The following is a 3,018-nucleotide window of genomic DNA, read 5'->3' as shown; positions in this document are numbered from 1 at the left end:
CGTCCTGCCTGCGTTCACCCGCGTCGATGCCGCCGCGTTCTTCAAGCTCACCCCCCACATCGAGGCGCAAATCAACGTCGAGAACCTCCTCGACAGCAATTATTTCTCGTCCGCCTACAACGACAACAACGTCATGCCCGGTGCGCCGACCACCGCGCGAGCGACGATTAGGGTGAACTTCTAAACTTTTACGCTCAGGGGGACGGAGCAGTGCTGGCGCGACGTACACATTCATCCAACACACGCCCGCTGCGGATGATCAAAACCCGGTTTCGACCGAGGTGTCGCAGGATGCATGAAGAAAGAGCATGGCGTCGCTTGCACGACGTACTGCGGCATTGTCGCCCAAATAAAAGTCGATTCCTTTATAAGGCTGCACCCCTCCCACGATCTCGACCGCGGATTGCGGTGCATTCGTCGACATCCGACCCCGCACCGCAATCGCTCGCGCCAGATCGATCTTGGTCAGCTAGCGACAAGGTCATCAAGCAATTGCCATTGAAAACCTTTGTCACTTTCGACGCACGCGCGAATCCCGGCCAGGGCATTGCTTCAGCTGGACCACGAGCCAACATATCCTGCAAGAATTTGAGTGCGCCGGCCGTGGTCTTGGGTTGCTCGCAGTCACCTGCGCAGTCGCTGGAACAGCCAAAACAGTCATTAGCACGAAAACGCCGAGGTACATGACGTTTAGCATAGCCCACTCCCAACATCGTGATCCGCACCGGACTCAGGAGGGGCAGAACAATCTGCTTCGAGGATCATACGTCCCATGATGTATGCTTCATCGGCTGCGATCGCATTATTATCATCCACCCGAACTATATCACAGATGCTATACCCTAGACGATCGTAGAGCGCCCTTGCGCGATGATTTCGAATTGCGACTAAGAACATAAGGAAGCGCAATTGGCGTCCTTTAGCCCATTTTTCCGCTAGAGAAATCAGCTGTGCTCCAAGTCCGTTGCCCCAGTATTGTGGACGGATTGCCAGATTAAACGATGCAAACTCATATGCTCCTTCGACCGTTACTCTCCTGACATCAATATAGCCGACAATGTGTTTCCGGGTTTCTACGACGAAAATGCCTTGTTCTCCGAGCTTCGAAGCCTGCAACTCAGAGTTGCAGCGCTTCAATAGCGCATGTGGATCAGCGACGTCGAACACCATGTGCTCTGTCTCGACGCTCAGCGCTGTCTTCAGAGCTGCCAGTGCCTTTGCGTCATGTACGCTCGCGGGTCGGGCAATGAACTTGGGCGAGGTTCGCGTATTGACGTTCTGCCTGGCGAGGAGGGGTGTAGCTGCGACGGATGCCGGTACATCAATCATGCGCGGCACTCCTGTTGCGCTGCGGCGGGACCGCTCAGCCCAGGAGTGCCGGCGCCACCCGAGCGCCGGCCGGAGAAAGTCCCGTACAAGATTCCTACTCGTCGCCAGACCGTGTCGGACACCTCTCCCTGCAAACACTTTCGCGCTTCGATCGAAGCCAAATACAAACCGGTCATGTTAGTGAAGACCGATATGAGATCCACTGTAAGGGCGGACAGTGCGCCACCCATGATGTTGTGCGCTAACCAAAAAGGAGAGCCGATCAGGAACACTGTTTTCATCCGCATGGGCGACGGCTGATTGCGCGCGCTCATGTTTATGATGCCTCCACTGGCCGCGAAAAGCGACGCTATGCCTACCCAAGTAAATAGGACAAGCGTCAGGAGCGTGACGAGTCTCGCAATGTTGAGCGCCGACCGTACTCCACGATCCCGCACCGTCAGCGCAATCAAGAGCTGCGCAAGCGAGATGCCGCATGCGACCGCCGCGGTCGAGGCACCAAGGACGGAAAATTGAAGCGTGAACGCCACCGCGCCCACGCTCTGGACGACGATCACCCGCCGCAAGCAACGTAGAAATGGCCAGGTCATGACACAGGCGAGCCCGATCATGCCCAGAAGGATGCTGATCGCACTCGCAGTATATATCGCATCATCGATCAAGTATGGCATGCGCTCTCTCGGGAGGAGGGATGCCCGAACAGTAAAGAGACGCGGTTAATAAACTCTTTACAATTTGCTTTAGATCGCAAACCGACCGCAATTTGGATCGATCGGCCCCCCGCCCAGGCCAAACCATAGCTTTAGAGGCTAGCAAGGAGCGACATCAACACTGTTTTGGTGCGTCTCAGCATGCGCTGTGAACGATTGGACGCAATGGAAGAGTGCGCCGCGGCGCTCGGGGGCGTTCGCGCTTCGGGGTATTCGTTCACGTCGGATTCGAGGGGTGTTCGCCGGCCGTGCGTAAGGGATGTGAGCAAGACGGAGGAAGGAACATGGATATGGATTTAGACAGCGCGTTGCGCCGCCTTGCCGAGCAGCCGCTTCATCCCCGGCTCGCTGAACTGGAAGGGGATGTCATGCGATTAATCGCGGCGGAGCAGCGCGCGGGCAGCGGAGTGACACTGCGGGCTGGCATGCTGGCAGCGGTAGGCGCGGTCGCCTTGGGAGTGGTGGGCGGCGGATTGTCGTCCGCAGCGGCGCCTGCGCAGATGCCGACGCTGACGCCTTTCGGGCCTGCCGCGCCGCTAGCGCCTTCGACCTTGCTGGCGCTCCAGTGACGGGCAGCGCCCGGAGAACGATGCTGATCGCGGCCATCGCGTTCACAGCAGCGGTCGCAGGCGTGTGGGCTGGACGCGAAGTGTTTCCTTCGTCGACGACCCCAGGCGTGGAGCTTCACAGANACGCCATTGAAGTCGAGCATGGCAATGGGCCGCAGGTCGCGGCGGCTGTCGATCGTTCGCACGGCACGATGGGCGAGCTCCAAAAGGAGACGTTGAACCATATGTTCGCGATGCGGCAGATCCTGCGGCCTGACCAGGCGAGGACGTTCGACCGCGCGGTGGTGAAGGCGCTGACCGCAGACGCGCGGTGAGTCTTGAACTTTCGGCCTGCACGGACGGCGAACTCGCCGCCTTGACGCTCGCTGGACGTCAGGCCGCCTTCGCCGAGATCATGCGCCGGCACAAGG

General features: G+C 58.8%; 6 protein-coding genes. 3 read left to right on the top strand and 3 right to left on the bottom strand.

Features of this window, described 5'->3' with window-relative positions:
• Positions 1 to 184: TonB-dependent receptor (locus D0Z70_RS24320; protein WP_119750772.1), on the top strand; the 184-nt coding region annotated here is incomplete at its 5' end.
• Between the two features lie 75 nt (positions 185 to 259).
• Here the strand turns inward: D0Z70_RS24320 and D0Z70_RS25140 are convergent.
• From D0Z70_RS25140 to D0Z70_RS24310, 3 genes are all read right to left on the bottom strand, one after another.
• Positions 260 to 424 (bottom strand): hypothetical protein, encoded by a 165-nt coding sequence (locus D0Z70_RS25140; RefSeq protein ID WP_162182209.1) that lies wholly within the window; start codon positions 422 to 424, stop codon positions 260 to 262.
• Between the two features lie 266 nt (positions 425 to 690).
• Complete coding sequence (locus D0Z70_RS24315; RefSeq protein ID WP_088181964.1) at positions 691 to 1,329, bottom strand: GNAT family N-acetyltransferase; 639 nt, start codon at positions 1,327 to 1,329, stop codon at positions 691 to 693.
• Positions 1,326 to 1,991, bottom strand: coding sequence for a YgjV family protein (locus D0Z70_RS24310; protein ID WP_165418737.1), 666 nt, complete (start codon positions 1,989 to 1,991; stop codon positions 1,326 to 1,328). Before D0Z70_RS24310 ends, D0Z70_RS24315 begins: the two co-directional genes overlap by 4 nt.
• Positions 1,992 to 2,329: 338 nt before the next feature.
• Here D0Z70_RS24310 and D0Z70_RS24305 point away from each other — a divergent pair, with 338 nt between their 5' ends.
• Both D0Z70_RS24305 and D0Z70_RS24300 read left to right on the top strand, forming a co-directional pair.
• The gene (locus D0Z70_RS24305) at positions 2,330 to 2,608 is read left to right on the top strand and encodes a hypothetical protein (RefSeq protein WP_231472263.1); all 279 of its coding nucleotides are present in this window, start codon (positions 2,330 to 2,332) and stop codon (positions 2,606 to 2,608) included.
• 20 nt (positions 2,609 to 2,628) lie between these two features.
• The gene (locus D0Z70_RS24300; protein WP_119750771.1) at positions 2,629 to 2,922 is read left to right on the top strand and encodes a hypothetical protein; all 294 of its coding nucleotides are present in this window, start codon (positions 2,629 to 2,631) and stop codon (positions 2,920 to 2,922) included.
• Positions 2,923 to 3,018 lie beyond the last annotated feature (96 nt).

Origin of the sequence: Sphingobium terrigena (assembly GCF_003591655.1) — a bacterium.
In the GTDB taxonomy this organism is placed as follows: Bacteria; Pseudomonadota; Alphaproteobacteria; order Sphingomonadales; family Sphingomonadaceae; genus Sphingobium; species Sphingobium terrigena.
Note: the sequence above shows the minus strand (reverse complement) of the source record. Positions and strands in the feature narration are given on the sequence as shown.

Coding starts and splice junctions, on each gene's coding strand:
- D0Z70_RS25140 (WP_162182209.1), bottom strand. CDS start 424: ATGTCGACGAATGCACCGCAATCCGCGGTCGAGATCGTGGGAGGGGTG.
- D0Z70_RS24315 (WP_088181964.1), bottom strand. CDS start 1,329: ATGATTGATGTACCGGCATCCGTCGCAGCTACACCCCTCCTCGCCAGG.
- D0Z70_RS24305 (WP_231472263.1), top strand. CDS start 2,330: ATGGATTTAGACAGCGCGTTGCGCCGCCTTGCCGAGCAGCCGCTTCAT.